The sequence below is a fragment of the Delftia sp. ASV31 genome (genome assembly GCF_016428765.1).
GTDB classification, from domain to species: Bacteria; Pseudomonadota; Gammaproteobacteria; order Burkholderiales; family Burkholderiaceae_C; genus Comamonas; species Comamonas acidovorans.
The window spans coordinates 1-253 of the sequence record NZ_JAELTK010000345.1 but is presented as its reverse complement, the minus strand read 5'-3'; the positions used below and the strand labels follow the sequence as shown (position 1 = coordinate 253).

Genomic DNA, 253 nt, shown 5'->3' with positions numbered 1-253 from the left:
CCCCCCCCCCCCCCCCCCCCCCCCCCCCCCCCCCCCCCCCCCCCCCCCCCCCCCTTTTCAAGCAGAAGACGGCATACGCGATCAACGTCAGCGTCTCGTGGGCTCGGAGATGTGTATAAGAGACAGCAGCTCGCCCGCCTCCACCAGCTTGCGCACCATGCGGCTGACGCTGGATTTCTCCAGCCCCAGGACCTGGGCCAGCTGCGAGGCCGCCATGCGCCCCTGTGCGCCGATCTCCAGGATGGCATGCACG

Annotated in this window: 1 protein-coding gene; it reads right to left on the bottom strand. The window is 71.1% G+C overall.

The genetic code is table 11. The features are described 5' to 3' along the window. Positions 1-87 precede the first annotated feature (87 nt). Positions 88-252, bottom strand: a complete 165-nt coding sequence (locus JHD82_RS29750; protein ID WP_374191686.1) for a MarR family transcriptional regulator — start codon at positions 250-252, stop codon at positions 88-90. Position 253 lies beyond the last annotated feature (1 nt).